This window comes from Mesorhizobium sp. CC13 (genome assembly GCF_039907765.1).
GTDB lineage: Bacteria > Pseudomonadota > Alphaproteobacteria > Rhizobiales > Rhizobiaceae > Aminobacter.
In genome coordinates this window covers 18,257-35,820 of the sequence record NZ_JARDJI010000015.1, presented here as the reverse complement: position 1 = coordinate 35,820, position 17,564 = coordinate 18,257, and the positions used below count along the sequence as shown (strand labels likewise).

Genomic DNA, 17,564 nt, shown 5'->3' with positions numbered 1-17,564 from the left:
CGGAGTGGGGTCGCCCGAGGCAGAACGCACCGCCCCTCGATGGGGGGAGGTGCCGAGCGCAGCGAGACGGAGCCCCCTCACCCGCCCCAGTCCACCTCCACCATGCCGAGCCGGCGGTAGAGCCGGACGGCACCGGCGTTGGCGATAAGGTTGGTCTTGAGGTCGACGTGGCTCGCGCCGCGCGCGGCGAAGGTGGCAAAGACGTGCCACAGCAGCGCCTCGGCAATGCCTTGCCCGCGAAAATCGGGATGGACGGCAAGGTCCTTCAGGAAGGCGCTGGTCCAGCACAGGGCGGCCCCCGCGAGCCGGCCCTCGCCGTCGAGAACCAGGAAGCACAGCTCCGGGTCGAACTCGGCGTCGCCCGAAATCCGCGGCCACCACTGGTCGAACGGCCCGTCCATGCCATCGTCGAAGACCAGCCCCAGGAGCGAATGCAGCGCCGGCGCGTCGGCCGCCTCGAATGTCCGCATCGCAAAGCCGTGCGGCCAATGCGGCGTCTTCAGTTCGCCCGGCAGCTGCCGGCGCAGCCGGACGTCGTTCTCCGCCGGCGCGGATGCCGTCACAGGGCGGTTTCGGCCCGGCGGCGCACGCGGTCGCGGCCGAGGCCCGTCTCGTCGAGCAGGCCCTTGCGCTTGGCGTCGTAGTAATAGCCGCGCTGGTAGAGGCGGTCGGCCTGGTCCTCGTTGCCGTCGGCCACAAGGAACGCGCCGCGCAGATACTTGACCGCGTATTTGAGGTTGGTCTCGGCGTCGAGCAGGCCGCTGGGCGGGCCGTCATAGCCCATGCCGCGCGCGGTATCGTGGCGGATCTGCATCAGTCCCCAATACGGCCCCTTGCGCGCCATCGGGCGGAAATTGCTCTCGCGCCTGACCACCCGCCGCACCAGCTGCTCCGGAAGTTCGTAGACGGCGGCATATTTGGCGATCAGTGCGTCGACCATGCTGGACGAAGCCGCCGAAGGCGTATCGGGCGCGGCATAGGAGGAGGTGGCAAAACTCCCGGGCGCCACGTCGCCCAGCGAGGCGACCTGGTAGCTGCCGGGGATCGGCGCCGTCGCCGGCAGGATCTGGCCGGGCAGCGCCGGCGCGGGCGGAAATTCGCCGACGAGTTTTGCCTGCGCGTCGGCGACGATCTCGCCGCCGGCCATGGGCGCGGCAAATGCGGCCTCCGAGGGCTTTGCGTCGGCCGGCAGCTTCGCGGCGGCCGGCGTCGCGGGTGCAGTCGCGGCTGCCGCCGCGACGGTCGCGTTGGCGGAAGCATCGGACGGATGCTCGGGCGCGGCAGGGGCGGCTGCGGGCACCTGCGCCTGCGCCACCTCGGCCGGTCCGGCCGCGGCGGCTGCCTGCGTTTCGGTCGCGGCCGCGAGCACGGCAGTCGCCGGCGACACCTCCCCGCCCGCATAGGACGTCGGCACCACGGCCACCGTCTCGGGCAGCGCGATGTCGGCCTCGGCGGAAGCCATGGCGCCGGCCTCGGTCGAAGCGGCGGCATCCGCCTGGGTGGCAAGCGCCACCTCAGTGCCGGTTGCAAGATCGGTGCTCAGCGCCGCAGTATTGGTCTGGCAGCCCGAAAGCAGAGCCACAGAAAGAGCTGCCGAGATCAGCAGATGGGTCTTGAATGACGGCAAAGCCAAGCTCTGTTTGATGTTTATCGTCCCGCCCGATTCTCCTTACAGCAAGGCATCTGCCCCGGCAATCCACAGCCCCCTGCGGTTTTCGGGTGGCATCGGGTCGCAGATCATGCGATGATGTTCCCGGTTTGTACTTGGCAATGCAAATTTTCAGGGACCATCCATGGACGCCACGATCTCCTATCCCAGGCCCGGGCATGCCGTGTTCGAGACAGCGCTCGGCTTCATGGCGCTGGCCTGGAGCGACGCCGGGCTCACCCGCGTCTGCCTGCCCGAAAGGACCGCCGCTGCGGCCGAACGCCGCCTGTTGCGCCTCGCCGGCCAGAGCGACGCGGGCCGTGCCGCGCCAGCGTGGATCGGCGCGCTGATCGCCGATATCCGCCGCTATGCCGAGGGCGAGGACGTCGATTTCTCGGCCGTGCCGGTCGATCTCGCCGGCGTCGACGACTTCCGCCGCGACATCTATGCCGCCGCGCGCGGCCTCGGCTATGGCGAAACCACCACCTATGGCGGGCTGGCGGAAAAGTCCGGCCACAAGGGCCTGTTCCGCGAAACCGGGGCGGCACTCGGCGCCAATCCGGTGCCGCTGGTCATCCCCTGCCACCGCATCCTCGCCGCCGGCGGCAAGATCGGCGGCTTCTCCGCCAGCGGCGGGTCGGCCACCAAGGAAAGGATGCTCTCGCTCGAAGGCGTGCGCATGAGCCCGCCACCCTCGGCCCAGGCGTCGTTCGGCTTCTAAAGCAAGACGGTTGCCTTGGGCTCAGTCGGGAATGATCAGCCGGCGCTTGAAGCGGAAGAAGTCGCGTTCGATCCGCTTGCAGATGTTCACCGGGCACGACCGCGCATCGGCGGTCGGCACAAAGGCGCGCTGCGCCTCCTCGCCCGCGGGGCAGAAGCGGTCGTCGCGTACGTAGCGGTCGAAGCGCTGCACGCCGGAGGTCGGCGAGCGCCAGCGCAGGATCACCGCACCCTCGTAGCGAACGACGTCGCGCGCCTCCGCACAACTCATGCTGGTCGAATTGTAGCGCGAGATCGCCTGCGCCTCGGCCGCGATCAGGGTCATGCAGGCGGCAAGCAGTAGAGTTTTCATGACGACCTCCAAAGGCGCCGGCCCTTTTGCGCCGTTGCCCGACCACTATAACATCCTTCGCCCGCAATGGTTGCGAAGCACGGCGCAGCCCCGGCCGCAACCATCTCCGGCGCAGCGCGGGGCTTGCAAAATGTCGCCCAACGGCTTATTTGCGGCGTGTTGATATTTCGGCCGACAGATCTAGATACCGCGATTTTTTCGCGTTTGCTCAGTCTATCTCCAAAATCTCGATACATCGATCGGGTGATTTCGCCAGATCAAGACCAACTGCAAACGCCAAGGATAATCGTAATGGCTACTGGAACCGTTAAGTGGTTCAACGCAACCAAGGGCTTCGGCTTCATTCAGCCGGACGCCGGCGGTGCGGACGTGTTCGTCCACATCTCCGCTCTTCAGCGTTCGGGCATGACCGACCTGGCCGACGGCCAGAAGATCAGCTACGAGATCGAGCAGGACCGTCGTACCGGCCGCTCGTCTGCCGGCGCTCTGAAGGCCATCTGATCCGAGGGCGCTGGAGCGCAAGCTCCGGTCGCACTGCAAGTCACGGATGTACTGGCGGCAGCGCAGGTGACGCGGGCAAGATGATGTCCGCACGAGCACCAACCTAATTCTTGCAGCGCCTGTCGCGCGTCCCAGCGATGCGCGGCGCTGCAAGATGCGCCGGCCGGGAACCTGGCGGACGATGCGGCAGATTGCCGTGAGCCGCAGGTTCGGGAAACCAGGATCAGGTGCCGATGAGGCGGGGTTTTGCCCCGCCTTTTTCTTTTCTTTGGCAGATCTCGCCGGCCTGCCGGGTGCTCCCAAAACTCAGCCGAACAGCGGGATGACGACGCAGTCGCCCCGGCGGAAGCGCGAAGCGTCGCGCGGCCCCTCGTCGATCACGTTGCCGACCAGCACCGGCGGCTCGAGCAGGGCGCCGGCAAGCAGGTCGACGCCCGCCGCGAGCGCGACCTCGAGATGGTTGTCGCTGTCGATGCCGTCGACCAGCACCGATGCGCCGCGCGCCCGGAATTCGGAAACCACCGCCCGCAGCAGCCGGCCGGTGGCCGCATCGGCGCAGAAGCGGTCGAATGAAGCGCGCCCGAGCCTGACCACATCCGCGCCCAGGCTTACGGCCCCGTCCTGATCCGGATCGGCCCCCGCGCGGCCCCGCAACGCGACGCGCAGGCCGAGCGCCCTGGCTTCCGCGGCAAAGGCCGCATCGGTCCCGTCGACCTCGCAGATCAGCCGCGACACCTCGAAACCCTCCTCGGCCAGCCGCCGGACCATGAAGCGCAGGTCCTCCAGCGCGGCATCGCCTGCCGCGGCATCGTGGCGCAAGATCAGCGAGACGCCGTCGACGCCGATGTTGTGGACGTTGGCGAGCGGAAGCACCACGGCCATCCGCGCCACCAGCGCGCGGTCCTCGCCCGACACCTCGGCGTCGAAACCGGCGAGCGCCGCCGGCTTGCCGTTCAGATAGGGCACGACCAGCGCATCCGCGGCCACGGGCGTCAGGCGCCCGTCCCTGTGCCTGAACACGGGCTGGATCGCAGAGCGCAGGCGGAAGCGGCCATGAACGCCGAATTCGATCCCGACCTCGTCGGCAACGATCTTGTCGCCGAGATCGGCGGGAATGGCACCGAAACCGAAAACCGGATCATTCATGAATATGTCCTCTTGCCGAAGCTGCGGCCCGGTCTTTGGGCGCGCGCCTGCGGCACATGCGCGGGCTCGGGGTGGGGCGCCGCCGCCGCGATGTCGCGGCCGGACGCGTTCTCCTGCCCGGAATAGATGGAGAAATTCGCCGGCACGATCTCCGGCAGCGCCAGCACGTAACCCTGCACCATCGAGGCGCCCGAACGCTCGGCCAGCTGCAGCTGCCAGCTCTGCTCGAGCCCCTCGAACACGGTACGGATGCCCTTGTCCTCGAAATTCGCCACCATCTCTTTCAGCAGCGCGAAACCGGCGCCCGACTCCATCAGCCGGCTGATCCAGTGGGCATCGAACTTGACGATGTCGGGCTTGAGGTTGCGGATCCGCTTGATGTCGGATTCGTCCGAGCCGAAGTCGTCGACCGCTATGCGAAAGCCGTTGGCCTTCAGCGCGCTGACGAAGCCGAACAGCGCCTCCTCGGAAGCCGGCTTCTTCTCGGTGACCTCGCAGACGACGCGGCGCGGATCGATGCCGGCTTCGTTCAGCACATGGCGCATGTCGCGCAGCGCAAGCTCGGCGATGGAGGCGTCGGTGAACACCGACGGATCGAAATTGATGAAGATCGCCGCGTCCGTGGGCAGGAAGGCTGCGGCGTTCAGCAGATGCAGGGTCCGCGTCAGCGTTTCGATCTGCAGCCGGTCGGCACCGTCGACATTCGCAAAGAAGACGCCCGGCGGCACCGGTTCGCCCTGCCTGGACGGCCTGATCAGTCCTTCATAGGCGGTGGCGGTCAGCTTGCCGTCGGCGAACGAGAAGATCGGCTGGAATGCACTTTGCAGGGTGTATACACCCCAGACGCCGGTCGACGAAGCGTCGTCCTGCCGGATAATTTGGGCGAGCCCGATGCTTTTCGACACGGTCCGTCCTATTTCCGGGATGCTGGCGAAATTGCCCGGCCAAAATCTCATTGAAGATTTGATCGCCGGTTAACGGGATAGATCAAAGTTGAACATTGCCGGCGCTCGCCCGCGGTTGTGCACAGGCTAGAACTGGCCGCTAAGCCGCCAGGATCAGGTGGGCCAAAGCGTCAATCCGCTTGCGATTCCTTGCGTCATGCGACATTACAGCGCCGCGCGTCCGTTTGGGCGCGCAAAGGACGCTGTAACGAAATGAACCAGTGCATGATCCTGCCGAAAATCGGCCCGGTTTTCGGGGTCATGCACGAGAGCCCGCGGTCGCGCGACCGCGCCATCTTTCGAACCGGAGACACCAAGTCATGGCCTTTCTTGCCGATGCCCTTTCCCGCGTTAAGCCTTCCGCGACCATCGCGGTCACGCAGAAAGCGCGCGAGCTGAAAAATGCCGGCCGTGACATCATCGGCCTCGGTGCCGGCGAGCCGGATTTCGACACCCCCGACAATATCAAGAATGCGGCAATCGAGGCGATCCGCCGCGGCGAGACCAAGTACCCGCCGGTTTCCGGCATCGCCCCGCTGCGCGAGGCGATCGCCAGGAAGTTCAAGCGCGAGAACAACCTCGACTACAAGCCGGAGCAGACCATCGTCGGCACCGGCGGCAAGCAGATCCTGTTCAACGCCTTCATGGCGACGCTGAACCCCGGCGACGAGGTCATCGTGCCCACACCGTACTGGGTCAGCTACCCCGAGATGGTGGCGCTCTGCGGCGGCACGCCGACCTTCGCCGAGACGACGATCGCCAACGGCTTCAAGCTGACCGCCGCGGCGCTCGAGAAGGCGATCACGCCGAAGTCGAAGTGGCTGGTGATGAACTCGCCGTCCAATCCCTCGGGCGCGGCCTACACCGAGGCCGAGCTGCGCGCCATTGCCGACGTGCTGCTCAAGCACCCGCAGGTCTGGGTGCTGACCGACGACATGTACGAGCACCTCACCTATGGCGACTTCGTCTTCAAGACCATCGCCGAGGTCGAGCCCGCACTCTACGACCGCACGCTGACCATGAACGGCGTGTCGAAGGCCTATGCCATGACCGGCTGGCGCATCGGCTATGCGGCCGGTCCGATCCAGCTGATCAAGGCGATGGACATGATCCAGGGCCAGCAGACCTCGGGCGCCTGCACCATCGCCCAGTGGGCTTCGGTCGAGGCACTCAACGGCCCGCAGGACTTCATCACGCGCAACAAGGCGATCTTCCAGGCCCGTCGCGACCTCGTCGTGTCGATGCTCAACCAGGCCCGCGGCATCTCCTGCCCCTCGCCCGAAGGCGCTTTCTACGTCTACCCGTCCTGCGCCGACCTGATCGGCAAGAAGACGCAGGCCGGCAAGGCGATCACCGACGACGCCGTCTTCACCTCCGAGCTGCTGGAAGCCGAAGGCGTCGCCGTCGTGCAGGGTTCGGCCTTCGGCCTTGGCCCGAACTTCCGCATCTCCTACGCCACGTCGGAGAAGCTCCTGGAAGAGGCCTGCACCCGCATCCAGCGCTTCACGGCTTCGCTCTCCTGAGAATCAGGATAGGCTGATTGGGAACCCGGCTTCGGCCGGGTTTCTTTTGGCCGCTGCCAGGACGGAGAAGCGTTCGAGACGGCTAATATATTCTCCAAATCTCATACGCTGTTATACATTTGCATATTGCCGCCACGGCCCGAATGCTGCTACTCTGACACACTATTTCCGTCGATGTTGACGGAGCAGTGCAGAGGCATCCGAGGGCAGGCATTGTATCGGCGTGTGGAACAGCAGCAGGGGCGAAGCAGCACAAGGCCGCTGACGCACTTCTTCTTGCTGTTGTTGTCCACCTTTGCTGTGCTGACGGCGGCGATTGCATCGAGCCAGGCCGGAGCCGGTGTCCAAATCCCGGTGGCGCACCTGACCGCGACCGCCGAGGATGCCGGGCACGCCGAGACGGTGCTGACCGCCGTTGGGCCCGTCTGCAACACCGCTTCCGAATGCCAGATCCACGGGCTCGATCACGCCACGCCGACGTCGGTCCATGCGCTGTCGTCCGGTGTGGCCGGCGAAGCCTCCTTCCCCACGATCATCAACTTCGGTCTCTTGCGCGGCCGCACGAGCGCACCGCGCGCGCCTCCGCACCTGGTCTAACGGCGCAACGCGCCCCACCTGCGCCGCCCGACCGACCAGCCAGCGATCGAACAGAGCAAGCTACGTCGCCAGTTGCCGGTCGTATTCCCCGGGATCGGACGATCCCGAAAAATACCAGGAACGACCATGTCCAAGACTCATCCACTCGGCTTCCGTATCGAACGCGATCTCAAGGAAGCACTGGTCAAGGCCGCCAAGGACGACCATCGCTCGGTGTCGTCCATGGTGGAGATCATCATCGCCCGGTGGCTGCGCGATCGCGGCTATCTGGTTGAGAAAGAGGAACGGGCCGCCTGACCCTTCCCGATGCCTCCGGCGGCGCAAAATCGCCGCCGGAGGCCGCCTACGACCAAAGTCATAATCCCAAAGCAGCGATGGATAGCGTCCGCCTCCCGGCGTTATCACTTTGAAGTCGTTAGGTTCGGCGGATTCCCATGGAGACGTGTCTCCGGGCTGTTACCGCCGGCACTCTGGGAGGAGACACTATGGCAATTTCCGCAACAGCCGACACCCGCCAAGGGCGCGGCATGTCGCGCGAGGAGAAGAAGGTCATCTTCGCCTCGTCGCTCGGTACCGTCTTCGAATGGTACGACTTCTATCTCTACGGTTCACTCGCCGCCTTCATCGGCGCCACCTTCTTCGCCTCCTACCCCGAGGCCACGCGCAACATCTTCGCGCTGCTCGCCTTCGCCGCTGGCTTCCTCGTGCGCCCCTTCGGCGCGCTCGTCTTCGGCCGCATCGGCGACCTCGTCGGCCGCAAATACACCTTCCTCGTCACCATCCTGATCATGGGCCTGTCGACCTTCTTCGTCGGCCTCCTGCCCGGCTCGGCCTCCATCGGCATCGCCGCACCGATCATCCTGATCGCGCTGCGCATGCTGCAGGGCCTGGCGCTCGGCGGTGAATATGGCGGCGCTGCGACCTATGTCGCCGAACACGCCCCCGACGACCGCCGCGGCTACTACACCTCGTGGATCCAGACGACCGCGACGCTCGGCCTGTTCCTGTCGCTGGTGGTCATCCTCATCGTCCAGACCTGGCTCGGCAAGGAGGCCTTCGCCGCTTGGGGCTGGCGCATTCCGTTCCTGCTCTCCTGCGTGCTGCTCGGCATTTCGGTCTGGATTCGCCTGTCGCTCAACGAATCGCCGACCTTCCAGCGCATGAAGGAAGAGGGCAAGGGCTCCAAGGCGCCGCTTTCCGAGGCCTTCGGCCAGTGGAAGAATGCCCGCATCGCCCTGCTCGCGCTGCTCGGCCTCACCGCCGGCCAGGCCGTGGTTTGGTACACCGGCCAGTTCTACGCTCTGTTCTTCCTGCAGAACGTGCTCAAGGTCGACGCGCAGTCGGTCAACATCATGATCGCGATTTCGCTGCTGCTCGGCACCGGCTTCTTCGTGCTGTTCGGCTGGCTGTCCGACAAGATCGGCCGCAAGCCGATCATCATGGCCGGCCTGGCGCTTGCCATCGTCACCTACTTCCCGCTGTTCAAGGCGTTGACCTGGGCGGCGAACCCGGCGCTCGCCACCGCCCAGCAGGACGTTCGCGCCACCGTCACCGCCGCACCCGGCGACTGCAAGTTCCAGTTCAACCCGGTGGGTACGGCGAAGTTCACCACGTCCTGCGACATCGCCACCTCGTTCCTGACCAAGAACTCGGTTCCCTACGACGTCGTCACCACGGCGGCTGCGGGCACCGCGGCCACCGTCAAGGTCGGCGAGACGACGATCGAGTCCTATGACGCGGTTGCCGCCGGCGACCAGGCCAAGGCCAAGGACGGCGCCTTCGCCAAGTCGGTCAACATCGCCCTCCACGCGGCCGGCTATCCGCTGGTCCGCGGTGCGGCCAAGGTTGCCGACCAGAAGCTCGACGCCTTCGTCGCCGCCAATCCGGAGCTCAAGCTCGACGCGGCCGCCATCCGCGGCGGCGAGAAGTCGACGGTTGCGCTCGACCAGGCCGTCAAGGACAAGCTGCTGACGGCCGAGGAAGCCGCCGGCGCCACCGACGTCACCGTCTACAGCATCGCCGGCGGCGGCGCCTATTCCATGGTCGCCGACCCGGCCGCGGTGAACTGGCCGATGATCATCGGCATCCTGTTCGTCCTCGTCGTCTACGTGACCATGGTCTACGGCCCGATCGCCGCGATCCTGGTCGAGATGTTCCCGACCCGCATCCGCTACACCGGCATGTCGCTGCCCTACCACATCGGCAACGGCTGGTTCGGCGGCCTGCTGCCTGCAACCGCATTCGCCATGAGCGCTGCGGCCGGCGACATCTACTACGGCCTCTGGTACCCGATCGCGATCGCCGCGATGACGCTGATCATCGGCGTGATCTTCGTGAAGGATACGCTCGGCACCGACCTCAACGCCAAGGACTGACCCTCGGCCCCTGGCGCAAAAAGGCCCGGCAGGCACCGCCTGCCGGGCTTTTTCATTGGTTCGCCGGGCACCGCCCGGCACCGCACGCCAACCGCCGCGTTCTGCCCCTTGCCCTGCCTTCAAAGCCGTGTTTCGATAAGCCAGCTAGGGAGGCCCATCGAAACAGGAAAATGCCCGCGACGGTCGAACAGGCCGGCCGCCGCTTCAGGGATAAAACGCCTGAGTGGAGGTCAGATCATGGGTAGTCGCGCCGGAGGAAGACGTACGGGACCGAAATGCATCGCCATCGTCGGTCCCTACGCCAGCGGTAAAACCACGCTCTTCGAAGCCCTTCTCGCCCGCACGGGCACGATCCCCAAACAGCATCCGGTCTCGTCCGGAAACACCGTCTCCGACCACTCCGCCGAGGCCAGGGCCCACGCCATGAGCGTCGAGGCCGTCTTCGCCACCACCGAATTCATGGGCGAGAGCATCACCTTCGTCGACTGCCCCGGCTCCGTCGAATTCGCCTTCGAGGCCGAGCCTGTGCTGGCCGCCTGCGACTTGGCGGTCGTCGTCGCCGAACCGGACGAGAAGAAGATCCCGGCCCTCCAGCTCATCATGCGCAGGCTCGACGACCTCGGCGTGCCGCGCATCCTCTTCCTCAACAAGGTCGACAAGGGCACGGCCGGCGTGCGCGACACGCTGAAGCTCCTGCAGCCGGCCAGCCGCGCGCCGCTGCTGCTGCGCCAGATCCCGCTGCGCAAGGACGGCGTCGTCGTCGGCTCGATCGACCTGGCGCTGGAGCGCGCCTACATCTACCGCGAGTACGCCGAGAGCGAGATCGCCGAAATACCCGGCGACGAGAAGGCCCGCGAGCTCGAGGCGCGCTTCGCCATGCTCGAGACCCTGGCCGACCACGACGACCAGCTGATGGAGCAGCTGCTCGAGGAGATCGAGCCGCCCAAGGACGAGATCTTCGACGACCTCGCCGCCGACCTGCGCGACGGCACCGTCGTCCCGGTGCTCATCGGCGCCGCCGAGAAGGGCAACGGCGCGCTGCGCCTGCTCAAGGCCATCCGCCACGACGCGCCCGACGTGGAGGCGACGCGCAAGCGGCTCGGGGCCGGCGACGGCAACGGCACGATCGTGCAGGTGATGAAGACCATCCACACGCCGCACGGCGGCAAGCTGTCGGTGTCGCGCATCCTGTCGGGCGGCGTCGCCGACGGGGCCGAGCTCTGGCTCAACGCCACCGACACGGCCAAGGTGTCCGGCATCTACCGCATGCTCGGCAAGGACCAGTCCAAGCTGTCGTTGGCCGGCGCTGGCGACACGGTCGCGCTGGGCAAGCTCGACAACGTGACCACGGGGCGGACGCTGACCACCGCGAAGGGCGGCACCAGGCAACTGATCGGGCTCGAGCCGCCGAAGCCGGTCTATGCCTTTGCGCTCAGGCCCAAGGAGCGCAAGGACGAGGTGAAGATGTCGGCCGCCATCCAGCGGCTTGCCGAGGAGGACCCCTCGCTGACGCTGCACCACAACCAGGACTCGGCCGAAACCGTGCTGTCAGGCCACGGCGAGATGCACCTGCGCGTCGTCAGGGAACGCCTCGAGGGCCGCAACCAGATCCCGATCGAGGGCCATGCGCCCGCCGTCCCCTATCGCGAGACGATCCGCAAGGGCGTCCAGCAGCGCGGCCGCCACAAGAAGCAGTCGGGCGGCCACGGCCAGTTCGGCGACGTGGTCATCGAGATCAAGCCGTTGCCGCGCGGTTCGGGGTTCGAGTTCACCGACTCGATCACCGGCGGGGTCGTGCCCAAGCAGTACATCCCCTCCGTCGAGGCCGGCGTGCGCGACTTCCTGAAAACCGGGCCGCTGGGCTTTCCCGTCGTCGATATCGCCGTGAACCTGTCGGACGGCTCGTACCACACGGTCGATTCCTCAGACATGGCCTTCCAGATGGCCGCCAAGATCGCCATGAAGGAGGGCATGGGCGCCTGCTCGCCGGTGCTGCTCGAACCGGTCATGAAGGTGGAGATCCTCACGCCCTCGGATGCCACCGCCCGCATCATCGCGCTGGTGCCGCAGCGGCGCGGCCAGATCCTCGGCTACGACGCCCGCGACGGCTGGCTGGGCTGGGACGTCGTCGAGGCGACCATGCCGCAGTCGGAGATCGGCGACCTCATCATCGAGCTGCGCTCGGCCACCGCCGGCGCCGCCACCTACCGCGCCGAGTTCGACCACATGGCCGAGCTCACCGGCCGCCTCGCCGACGAGGCCGTGCAGTCGGCCGGCAGGGCTGCGTAGGCAGCCTAAGAGCTTTCCGGACGGCCATCGCGCCGTCCGGAGCATCTTCACGTTCTCTTGATGGCAGGGAGTGCAACACTGCAGCGTTCGCACACGTATGTGAACGCGTAAGCGTTGATTTCGCGCCGCCGAAGGCCGAACCTTCCCCGGACAGGAGCATTTACGATGGCAGTCATTCACCGCCGCCCGAGCTGGGCGATTTCCGAGGCGCTGGCAACGCCCGAGGACGTCTTCCTCAACCGCCGCGCCATACTCGCCGGCATGGGGCTGGGCCTGGCGGCCGCCGCCCTGCCGCGCCGCGCCCGCGCCGAGGAGAAGGACCCGACCGCCGACCTCTACCCTGCCCGGCGCAACGAGGCCTACAAGCTCGACCGGCCGCTGACGCCCGAGGAGGTCAACGCCAACTACAACAACTTCTACGAATACGGCTCCTACAAGGAGATCGCAGCCAACGCCCAGCAGCTTCAGACCCGGCCATGGGAGGTCGCCATCGGCGGGCTTGTCGACAAGCCGATGACGATTGCGATCGACGACCTGATCCGCAAGTTCCCGCTGGAGACGCGGCTCTATCGCCACCGCTGCGTCGAGGCCTGGTCGATGACCATTCCCTGGAGCGGCTTTCCGCTGAAGTCGCTGGTCGCGATGGTCGCCCCCAGGTCGGATGCCAAGTTCATCCGCTTCGAGACCTTCCTCGACCCGAAGATGGCGCCCGGCCAGAACGATTTCCTCTACCCCTGGCCCTATGTCGAGGGCGTCACCATCGAGGAGGCGGCGATCGACCTGCCCTTCCTGGTCACCGGCGCCTACGACAAGCCGCTCGCCAGGCAGTTCGGCGCGCCCATCCGTTTGGCACTGCCGTGGAAATACGGCTTCAAGTCGATCAAGTCGATCCGCAAGATCGACTTCGTCGCCGAGCAGCCGCTCGGCCTGTGGGAGGCGATCCAGCCGAGCGAATACGGCTTCTGGGCGAACGTGAACCCCGAGGTGCCGCACCCGCGCTGGAGCCAGGCCAGGGAGCGCGTGCTGCAGACGGGCGAGCTCGTGCCGACGCAACTGTTCAACGGCTACGCCGCCGAGGTATCGCACCTCTATGCCGGCAAGGACCCGGCCAGGCTCTACATGTGAACCCCGCCGCCGCTCTAGCCGGCCTTGGCCTCGACGTGCCACCATCTTGGCCGCCCGCTCGGGAAGGAGTGGGCCGTCGGCATGAATTCAAGCGCGCCGGGCTTGTCGAACGTGCCCAGGAGCAACGCCACGACGGGCGCATCGTCGATGGCGCCAAGCGAGCTGCCGCAGGCCGGGCAGAAGGCACGGCTCGATATTTCCGACGAGCGATAGACCGACGGCGCCCCGCCCGGCCCGGTCCAGCTCACCTTGTCGCGGTCGAACTCCACCCAGGCCGCGGTCAAGGCTCCGGTGTGGAGCTGGCACATGCGGCAAGAGCACGTGTGCGGTTTGCCGGCCGGACCGACCGCCGCGAAACGAACGGCTCCGCAAAGGCAGCCGCCCGTATGAATCTTCGGTTTTCCGCCCATGCCTGCCCCCGGACGCTTTCATGAAATATGGAATCACGGTCCCGAAGCCGACCTGAGCAGGCCTGCCGACAAAACAAAAGCGGCGCCCTGGCAAATTCCAGGACGCCGCTTTTTTGCGGACCGTTCCGCGGGAGGCGGGACGGCAGGTCCGCCGCATCGTGGCCGATAGTCAGTCCACCGGCAAACTGCTGGACGCGGCGCCTTGCCTGAGCCCTGGTGCTGCGGGTGATGCCCCCATCTCCCGCGGCACCAATCACCGCGTCCATGAAAAACCTAGTCCTGGCAGCCGGTTCCGGGAATGTTACCTGATGTTACATGTCACTGTTACGCGGCACATTTGGTGCATGCGGCCGGCAATCGGAACCGATTTTCCGGAAAGCGCATGCACAGGCTCGACGCGCGACGACGACCCGTTGCACCGCGAACATCCGGCTTCGGGTGAGAACGCCCGTAAGCGAGAGAGATGCCGGAGCCACAAACTGGAGCGTCCCTTGTGTGCGCCATTGAGCGCACGGCGCCCTGGGAGGCGGCGCGGAGAATCGAGGTGCTTGAGCGTGGAATTCGGGCAACAAAAAAGCCGGATCCAAGAAGATCCGGCTGAGTTTGTTTGGAAGTGCCGATTAAGGCTAAACCTCCAGAGGGGAACACTCGAGGGCGCTAATGGGAGGAGGAACGCGCCCTGGAGATGGTCAATATATGTGCCTTCCATGCCCAATAAACAAGCATCTATTTTGCAACGCACTCATGCAAAAAGGCGCGGGCTGTGGTCCAACAATGTTAGAAACCGCATAGGACCAGAGAAAACCGGCGAAGGCGGCCAAATTTCGCCCGCCGCGCCCTGCCGCACTGCGCAAAAACCCCAAAGTATCCGGGGAGGTTTCGCTGCAGTGCAATGACGCCGGATCGGACAGGCGAAAGCGATGCTTGCGGCGGAAAAGTGCAGATGGGCAATATCCCGGCAACCCGATCAACAGGAGGGCATCGCATGCGCAGGCCAGCCGCACTCCTCGGCAGCGCCGTCTTCTTCGTGCTCGCGCCCGGCGTCGTCGCCGGCCTGGTGCCGTGGCTGCTCGTCGGCGGCTATTCCGCACCGGGCGCGCCCGGCCCGCTGCTGGCGGTCGGCGCTGTGCTCGTCGCCGCCGGCCTCGCCGTCCTGCTCCACGCCTTCGCGCGCTTTGCGCTCGAGGGCCTCGGCACGCCCGCGCCGATCGCCCCCACCGAACGGCTGGTGGTCGGCGGTCCCTATCGCTACGTGCGCAACCCGATGTACGTCGCCGTGCTGTCGATCATCCTGGGCCAGGCAGTAATCTTCTGGAGCGCGTCGCTCGCCGTATATGCCGCGGCGGTCGGAATGGCCTTCGCGCTTTTCGTGCGCTTTTACGAGGAGCCGGTGCTCGCCCGTCGCTACGGCCGTGCCTACGAGACCTATCGCCGCCACGTGCCGGGCTGGCTGCCCCGCCTCACGCCCTGGAGAGGCGACGGGGCGGCCGGGCCTCAGTAGGCCCAGCTGCGCGCCTTGGCGATGATGAAGTCGCGGAAGGCGTGCAGCTTCGCCTGGTCGCGCATCGCATCGGGATAGGCGAAATAGGTGTCGAAGGACGGCACCTCGGTTTCGGGAAGGAGCTGCACCAGGTTGGCGTCCTTGCCGATGACGTAGTCGGGCAGCATGGCGATGCCGGCGCCGGTCTGGACGGCGCGCTTGATCGACAGGATGTCGTTGATCTGCAGCGTCGGCACCCGCTGGCCGCCCTCGAAGTCGCCGACCGTCTCCAGCCAGTTGAGTTCGCTGAGATGCGCCGGCACCGGCACGCCGAAGGTGACGATGCGGTGCTTCTTGAGGTCGGCGATGGTTTCCGGCTTGCCGTATTTGTTGACGTAGGCCGGCGAGGCATAGAGGTGGAAGTGCACCGTGAACAGGCGGCGCTGGATCAGGTCCGGCTGCTGCGGCTGGCGCAGGCGGATGGCGCAATCGGCCTGGCGCATGGTCAGGTCCAGCTCCTCGTTGGCGAGGATGAGTTGCAGCTGGATGTCGGGATAGAGCTCGAGGAATTCCTGGATGCGGTCGGTGAGCCAGCCGGCGCCGAGGCCGACCGTCGTCGTCACCCTCAGCACGCCGGACGGCTTGTCCTTGGTCTCGGTCAGCCGCGTCTTGATCGTCTCGAGCTTCATCAGCACGTCGTGCGCCGTGCGGAACAGCATCTCGCCCTGCTCGGTCAGCACCAGGCCGCGGGCATGGCGGTGGAACAGCGGCACGCCGATGTCGTGCTCGAGCGCGCTCACCTGGCGCGAGATCGCCGACTGCGACAGCCTCAGCGTCTCGGCCGCATGCGTGAACGAGCCAGCCTCCGCCGCTGCGTGGAACACGCGCAACTTGTCCCAATCCAACGCCATGTTTCCCCTCTTGTGTTTGGCGTATGGCCGGCCTTATTCGGCCGCTTCGCGATGCACTTCTATGCCGGCCAGGTATTTTTCGGCTTCGAGCGCGGCCATGCAGCCGAGCCCGGCGGCGGTGACCGCCTGGCGGTAGATGTCGTCGGTGACGTCGCCGGCGGCGAACACGCCCGGCAGGTTGGTGCGCGTCGAGTTCGGCTCGGTCCACAGATAGCCGTTCGGCTTCTGCTTCAGCTTGCCGACGAACAGCTCGACCGCCGGCGCATGGCCGATCGCCACGAACACGCCGTCGGTGGGCACCTCGGTGATGGTGCCGGTGTGCACGTTCTTGAGACGCACCCCGTTGACCGACGGCGGCAGCGGCTTCTGCGCCGGCGCACCCACGATCTCGTCCACCGCGTGGTCCCAGATCACCTTGATGTTGTTCTTGGCGAACAGCCGCTCCTGCAGGATGCGCTCGGCGCGGAAATGGTCGCGGCGGTGCACCACCGTCACCGTCTTGGCGAGGTTGGCGAGGTACAGCGCCTCCTCGACCGCCGAATTGCCGCCGCCCACCACCACCACGTCCTTGCCGCGGTAGAAGAAGCCGTCGCAGGTGGCGCAGGCGGACACACCGAAGCCCTGGAACACTTGCTCGGAGGGCAGGCCCAGCCACTTGGCCTGGGCGCCGGTGGCGATGATCAGCGCGTCGGCGGTGTAGAGCGTGCCGGAATCGCCCTTGGCCTTGAACGGCCGCACGTCGAGGTCGACCTCGGTGATGATGTCGTTGATGATCTCGGTGCCGACATGCTCGGCCTGCAGCCGCATCTGCTCCATCAGCCACGGGCCCTGGATCGGCTCGGCGAAGCCCGGATAGTTCTCCACGTCGGTGGTGATCATCAGCTGGCCGCCCTGCTGGATGCCGGCGACGAGCACGGGCTTCAGCATGGCGCGCGCCGCATAGATCGCCGCCGTATATCCGGCCGGACCGGAACCGATGATGAGGACGGGCGCATGTTTGGCGGTCATCGAAGAGCCTTCATGGTCAATGGAAACGGGCCCGCGCCCTCTGAAACAGGGCGCAGAACGCTCCTAATCTAGGGGTTCACCCCCCGCCCGTGCAAGGCGACAAGATGTTCCTCCCCCGAAAGCTTGCATTTGGCGCATGGCCGGCGCGGGCACCGTGGCGAGGGGAACGGTTCGGGCCTCGCTTGGCGGCATCTTGCGACGTTCGGGTTTCCTGGGGTTCCCGACGGCTCGCCACGCCTGTAGCCGGCTTCCAGCGCGGGCAATTCCCGACCGTTCGGACCTCCCCGAAAGGCGGCGTCATGCGGCGGCTCGGGTTTCCGAAGTTCCGGGGCGGCTGTCGCTCGGTGGAAAGCAGGCATCGAGCCCGAGCAGCGTCGGTTCGGCCTCGCTCCGAAAGATCGACGCAGGTTGCAGTGTTCGGGTTCCGATGTTCGAGGGCGGCTTGCCGTTCGCAGGAACCCGGCATCGAGCCCCGAGCGGTTCGGGTTCCGATGTTCGAGGGCGGCTTGCCGTTCACAGGAAGCCGGCATCCCGC

Annotated in this window: 17 protein-coding genes; 9 read left to right on the top strand and 8 right to left on the bottom strand. The window is 66.4% G+C overall.

The window, feature by feature from the left end; translation table 11 throughout:
• Nucleotides 1-77 precede the first annotated feature (77 nt).
• Nucleotides 78-563: a GNAT family N-acetyltransferase gene (locus tag PV773_RS18435; RefSeq protein ID WP_347967753.1), complete on the bottom strand. Its 486-nt coding sequence runs from the start codon at nucleotides 561-563 to the stop codon at nucleotides 78-80.
• A complete protein-coding gene (locus PV773_RS18430) occupies nucleotides 560-1,627 on the bottom strand; it encodes a lytic transglycosylase domain-containing protein (protein WP_347967752.1) in 1,068 nt (355 codons plus the stop codon). Before PV773_RS18430 ends, PV773_RS18435 begins: the two co-directional genes overlap by 4 nt.
• A 166-nt stretch (nucleotides 1,628-1,793) precedes the next feature.
• Between PV773_RS18430 and PV773_RS18425 the strand changes: the two genes are divergently transcribed.
• Complete coding sequence (locus PV773_RS18425; RefSeq protein WP_347967751.1) at nucleotides 1,794-2,369, top strand: methylated-DNA--[protein]-cysteine S-methyltransferase; 576 nt, start codon at nucleotides 1,794-1,796, stop codon at nucleotides 2,367-2,369.
• Nucleotides 2,370-2,390: 21 nt separating this feature from the next.
• Here the strand turns inward: PV773_RS18425 and PV773_RS18420 are convergent, their stop codons facing one another.
• Nucleotides 2,391-2,720: a hypothetical protein gene (locus PV773_RS18420; RefSeq protein ID WP_347967750.1), complete on the bottom strand. Its 330-nt coding sequence runs from the start codon at nucleotides 2,718-2,720 to the stop codon at nucleotides 2,391-2,393.
• 291 nt (nucleotides 2,721-3,011) lie between these two features.
• On the opposite strand from PV773_RS18420, the gene PV773_RS18415 reads away from it, so the two are divergent.
• Entirely contained in the window at nucleotides 3,012-3,221 is a 210-nt protein-coding gene (locus tag PV773_RS18415; protein WP_340038229.1) for a cold-shock protein, read from the top strand.
• A 306-nt stretch (nucleotides 3,222-3,527) separates the two neighbouring features.
• On the opposite strand, the gene PV773_RS18410 is transcribed toward PV773_RS18415, so the two are convergent.
• Both PV773_RS18410 and PV773_RS18405 read right to left on the bottom strand, forming a co-directional pair.
• On the bottom strand, nucleotides 3,528-4,367 hold the full coding sequence (locus tag PV773_RS18410) for an EAL domain-containing protein (protein ID WP_347967749.1): 840 nt from the start codon (nucleotides 4,365-4,367) through the stop codon (nucleotides 3,528-3,530).
• The gene (locus tag PV773_RS18405) at nucleotides 4,364-5,272 is read right to left on the bottom strand and encodes an EAL domain-containing protein (RefSeq protein ID WP_347967748.1); all 909 of its coding nucleotides are present in this window, start codon (nucleotides 5,270-5,272) and stop codon (nucleotides 4,364-4,366) included. The genes PV773_RS18410 and PV773_RS18405 overlap by 4 nt, the downstream gene beginning before the upstream one ends.
• 359 nt (nucleotides 5,273-5,631) lie before the next feature.
• On the opposite strand from PV773_RS18405, the gene PV773_RS18400 reads away from it, so the two are divergent.
• From PV773_RS18400 to msrP, 6 genes are all read left to right on the top strand, one after another.
• Nucleotides 5,632-6,834: a pyridoxal phosphate-dependent aminotransferase gene (locus PV773_RS18400; RefSeq protein ID WP_347967747.1), complete on the top strand. Its 1,203-nt coding sequence runs from the start codon at nucleotides 5,632-5,634 to the stop codon at nucleotides 6,832-6,834.
• A 225-nt stretch (nucleotides 6,835-7,059) separates the two neighbouring features.
• Nucleotides 7,060-7,431: a hypothetical protein gene (locus PV773_RS18395; protein WP_347967746.1), complete on the top strand. Its 372-nt coding sequence runs from the start codon at nucleotides 7,060-7,062 to the stop codon at nucleotides 7,429-7,431.
• Between the two features lie 126 nt (nucleotides 7,432-7,557).
• Nucleotides 7,558-7,728: a hypothetical protein gene (locus tag PV773_RS18390; RefSeq protein WP_018428911.1), complete on the top strand. Its 171-nt coding sequence runs from the start codon at nucleotides 7,558-7,560 to the stop codon at nucleotides 7,726-7,728.
• Between the two features lie 188 nt (nucleotides 7,729-7,916).
• Nucleotides 7,917-9,806 carry an MFS transporter gene (locus tag PV773_RS18385; RefSeq protein ID WP_347967745.1) on the top strand — a complete coding sequence of 630 codons (1,890 nt, stop codon included), beginning with the start codon at nucleotides 7,917-7,919 and terminating at the stop codon, nucleotides 9,804-9,806.
• Nucleotides 9,807-10,043: 237 nt separating this feature from the next.
• Nucleotides 10,044-12,095, top strand: coding sequence for an elongation factor G (locus PV773_RS18380; protein ID WP_347967744.1), 2,052 nt, complete (start codon nucleotides 10,044-10,046; stop codon nucleotides 12,093-12,095).
• Nucleotides 12,096-12,260: 165 nt separating this feature from the next.
• Nucleotides 12,261-13,220, top strand: a complete 960-nt coding sequence (msrP, locus tag PV773_RS18375) for a protein-methionine-sulfoxide reductase catalytic subunit MsrP (protein WP_347967743.1) — start codon at nucleotides 12,261-12,263, stop codon at nucleotides 13,218-13,220.
• Between the two features lie 14 nt (nucleotides 13,221-13,234).
• On the opposite strand, the gene PV773_RS18370 is transcribed toward msrP, so the two are convergent.
• Nucleotides 13,235-13,630 carry a GFA family protein gene (locus PV773_RS18370; protein ID WP_347967742.1) on the bottom strand — a complete coding sequence of 132 codons (396 nt, stop codon included), beginning with the start codon at nucleotides 13,628-13,630 and terminating at the stop codon, nucleotides 13,235-13,237.
• Between the two features lie 985 nt (nucleotides 13,631-14,615).
• Here PV773_RS18370 and PV773_RS18365 point away from each other — a divergent pair.
• Nucleotides 14,616-15,131: an isoprenylcysteine carboxylmethyltransferase family protein gene (locus PV773_RS18365; protein WP_347967741.1), complete on the top strand. Its 516-nt coding sequence runs from the start codon at nucleotides 14,616-14,618 to the stop codon at nucleotides 15,129-15,131.
• Here PV773_RS18365 and PV773_RS18360 read toward each other — a convergent pair.
• Both PV773_RS18360 and trxB read right to left on the bottom strand, forming a co-directional pair.
• The gene (locus tag PV773_RS18360; protein ID WP_340038240.1) at nucleotides 15,125-16,021 is read right to left on the bottom strand and encodes a LysR family transcriptional regulator; all 897 of its coding nucleotides are present in this window, start codon (nucleotides 16,019-16,021) and stop codon (nucleotides 15,125-15,127) included. The genes PV773_RS18365 and PV773_RS18360 overlap by 7 nt on opposite strands.
• 33 nt (nucleotides 16,022-16,054) lie before the next feature.
• The gene (gene trxB, locus PV773_RS18355) at nucleotides 16,055-17,029 is read right to left on the bottom strand and encodes a thioredoxin-disulfide reductase (RefSeq protein WP_347967740.1); all 975 of its coding nucleotides are present in this window, start codon (nucleotides 17,027-17,029) and stop codon (nucleotides 16,055-16,057) included.
• Nucleotides 17,030-17,564 lie beyond the last annotated feature (535 nt).

Bases quoted from the DNA above. Each gene is read 5' to 3' on its own strand.
- PV773_RS18425 (WP_347967751.1), top strand. From the start codon at position 1,794: ATGGACGCCACGATCTCCTATCCCAGGCCCGGGCATGCCGTGTTCGAG.
- PV773_RS18420 (WP_347967750.1), bottom strand. From the start codon at position 2,720: ATGAAAACTCTACTGCTTGCCGCCTGCATGACCCTGATCGCGGCCGAG.
- PV773_RS18415 (WP_340038229.1), top strand. From the start codon at position 3,012: ATGGCTACTGGAACCGTTAAGTGGTTCAACGCAACCAAGGGCTTCGGC.
- PV773_RS18410 (WP_347967749.1), bottom strand. From the start codon at position 4,367: ATGAATGATCCGGTTTTCGGTTTCGGTGCCATTCCCGCCGATCTCGGC.
- PV773_RS18400 (WP_347967747.1), top strand. From the start codon at position 5,632: ATGGCCTTTCTTGCCGATGCCCTTTCCCGCGTTAAGCCTTCCGCGACC.
- PV773_RS18390 (WP_018428911.1), top strand. From the start codon at position 7,558: ATGTCCAAGACTCATCCACTCGGCTTCCGTATCGAACGCGATCTCAAG.
- PV773_RS18385 (WP_347967745.1), top strand. From the start codon at position 7,917: ATGGCAATTTCCGCAACAGCCGACACCCGCCAAGGGCGCGGCATGTCG.
- PV773_RS18380 (WP_347967744.1), top strand. From the start codon at position 10,044: ATGGGTAGTCGCGCCGGAGGAAGACGTACGGGACCGAAATGCATCGCC.
- msrP (WP_347967743.1), top strand. From the start codon at position 12,261: ATGGCAGTCATTCACCGCCGCCCGAGCTGGGCGATTTCCGAGGCGCTG.
- PV773_RS18370 (WP_347967742.1), bottom strand. From the start codon at position 13,630: ATGGGCGGAAAACCGAAGATTCATACGGGCGGCTGCCTTTGCGGAGCC.
- PV773_RS18365 (WP_347967741.1), top strand. From the start codon at position 14,616: ATGCGCAGGCCAGCCGCACTCCTCGGCAGCGCCGTCTTCTTCGTGCTC.
- PV773_RS18360 (WP_340038240.1), bottom strand. From the start codon at position 16,021: ATGGCGTTGGATTGGGACAAGTTGCGCGTGTTCCACGCAGCGGCGGAG.
- trxB (WP_347967740.1), bottom strand. From the start codon at position 17,029: ATGACCGCCAAACATGCGCCCGTCCTCATCATCGGTTCCGGTCCGGCC.